Source organism: Aquiflexum sp. (genome assembly GCF_977115555.1).
The window spans coordinates 1-2,471 of sequence record NZ_CDSBKL010000519.1 but is presented as its reverse complement, the minus strand read 5'-3'; the positions used below and the strand labels follow the sequence as shown (position 1 = coordinate 2,471).

Below are 2,471 nucleotides of genomic sequence, written 5' to 3'. Positions count from 1 at the left end.
AACCATTCAAACAAATCCTCAAAACCTCCTTTTTGTAACCTGGGATTCGGAAAGCACGAATTACCTGGAGTCCCTGTTCTTTCCGATTTTTAAAGGATTGCAGGAAGATGGTGGCTTTAGGGTGCACGTGATGCAATTTTCTTGGGCAAGTACCAAGGAAGTACAACGCCTCACAGCATTGTCTGCCGATCATGTTATTGCTTATGTACAGTATCCCATTCACCGCAAACCTATCGCTGCTATTGGAGCAATATGGTCTGTTTATCAAGGGGTTCACTATCTCAAAAAGTACATCCAAGAACACCAAATAAATGTGTTGATGCCTAGGTCCACCATGCCTGCCATGATGGTCAACAGACTCTGGGATTGGCTATCCACAAAGGCTGTTTCTTTGGTTTTCGATGCAGATGGCTTTCCCTTGGAGGAAAGGGTTGATTATGCCGGATTGGATCCAAATGGAAAACAATACCGGCTTTTGAAAAAGGAAGAGAGGAAGATGTTGAAGCGGGCAGACAAAGTATTGGTAAGGACGCAAAAAGCCTTGGATATCCATGTGGCAAATATTGGAGAGCGATATCGGAGTAATTTTTTTGTGGTGGGCAATGGGCGTGACAGCGAGATTTTCAAACCCGATTCTCAAAGCCGGTTGCGGATACGCCGTGAATTGGGTATGTCCGAAAAGGATTTGCTTTGGATCTATACCGGTACTGTTGGTCCCCAATACATGGTAGATGAGATGATGGGATTGTTTCAAGAATGGCATCGTGAACAATCAGGATCCAAATTTTTGATTTTGACAAGAAATCCCGGTTATGTTGAAACAAGGATTCCAAACGAACTCAGGAATGCTGTAGTCATCAAAAATGGGGCTTTTGCAGAGATCCCCTTTTACCTTTCTGCCGGTGATGTGGGTTTAAGTTTGAGGAAATCAGCCCCAAGCCTATCAGGGATTGCACCAATCAAGCTGGGCGAATATATATTGTGTGGCTTGCCTGTGATTGCTTCCAAGGGAGTAGGAGATACCGAAGCGATTTTGGAAGGAAAACCGTTTTGTTACCTTCTGAAGGAAGAGAAAGAAGTGGTTTTTTCTGAAAATCTGAGTGCGTGGATGCTTGGTCTTGGAAATCTGGATAGGGGTTCGATTCGGGATTTTGGAGTGGAGCAATTCAGTCTGGAAAAAAGTGTGGAGAGTTATTTGAAAGCATTGCGCGGATAAATGTTTATAGATATTATCCTTTCTTCCTGGATTCTGATTTTTGGTACTTGGACCAACGTACGGTTCAGTAAGAAGATCGGTTTGTCTAAGATACAGGATGTCGGGCTTCAGCTTCTGTGGGTTTATCATTTTCTGATTTCCTTTGTTTTTCATTATTACCTTCAAAAAAACGGCGGAGATGCCATCCGTTATTGGAATCTCACAGCTGACCTCTCTCAAGAAGCCTCGACTTGGTCGGAATATTGGGGAAGAGGCACGTTTTTTCTACAATGGCTGAATTTTGTTCCTTCCAAGGTTTTGGGTTTGGGATTTTTGTTTGGGAATGTCTTTTATGGTCTTGTTTCCTTTTTGGGTATCCGGGAGATCTATCTCGTGGCTGTCAGGTATTGGCCTGTGTCTTCTTCCAAATGGATTGAAATGGGTTGGTTGGCTTTGTTTTTTTTACCAAACCTACATTTTTGGTCTTCTGGGGTAGGGAAGGAAGCCCTTTTGATTTTAGGTATGGGATTGGCGGTAAAGGGATTGGCGGATTTGCCACGGCATTGGGTATTTTTGGTGTTGGGAGTGGTTATTTCTTTTTGGGTTCGGCCTATTGCCGGTTTGGTTTTGGGTTTGGTAGCTTGGATTTGTTTTTTGTTCCAAAAAGGAATATCATTTAGGGTTAAGTCCCTTGTATCTGTTTTGGTACTCATAATAGGGTTTTTTGCATTGAATAGGATATTTATTTCAATGCATCTGGAGGAATATTCTTTAGAAGCCTTGAGGCAATTCAATGCCGGGCAAATGGAATTTCTGAGTGGATTTGGAGCTGGGTCAGAGGTTCCAATGGAAGGATATGGCTGGGCCCAAAAGCTATGGACTCTTTTTTTTAGGCCATTTTGGCAAGATTTAAGGGATTTTTGGGATGTGGCAGCGGCAGTTGAAAATACAATTGCTGTTTTGTTGCTTGTTGGTTTGGTAGGAGGATTGGTGTTTGGGTGGGTAAAGAAAAGGCCGGTGGTTGTTCCAAAGGTGATTCTTTGCGGGTTGGCGGTAGCGGTTTTGATGGGGGTGGTGTTTTCTATGACTTTGAATAATTTGGGGATCATGGTGAGGATGAAGAGTACTTATATGGTTTTTTTTTATTTGGTGGGGTGTAGATATACCATTTTTAAATGATAATGATTATCATGTTTTCATTTCTTGAAGTAATGGATTATTCAAATGTCTTCATTACAGCTACTTTTTTTCTTGACAAAAAAAGTAGCCAAAAAAG

General features: G+C 42.0%; 2 protein-coding genes. Both read left to right on the top strand.

What is annotated here, in order from left to right:
- The coding region (locus ACZFYI_RS19025) for a glycosyltransferase (protein WP_462525699.1) at positions 1 to 1,216 on the top strand (1,216 nt) is incomplete at its 5' end.
- On the top strand, positions 1,217 to 2,374 hold the full coding sequence (locus ACZFYI_RS19020; RefSeq protein ID WP_462525698.1) for a hypothetical protein: 1,158 nt from the start codon (positions 1,217 to 1,219) through the stop codon (positions 2,372 to 2,374).
- Positions 2,375 to 2,471: the final 97 nt, after the last annotated feature.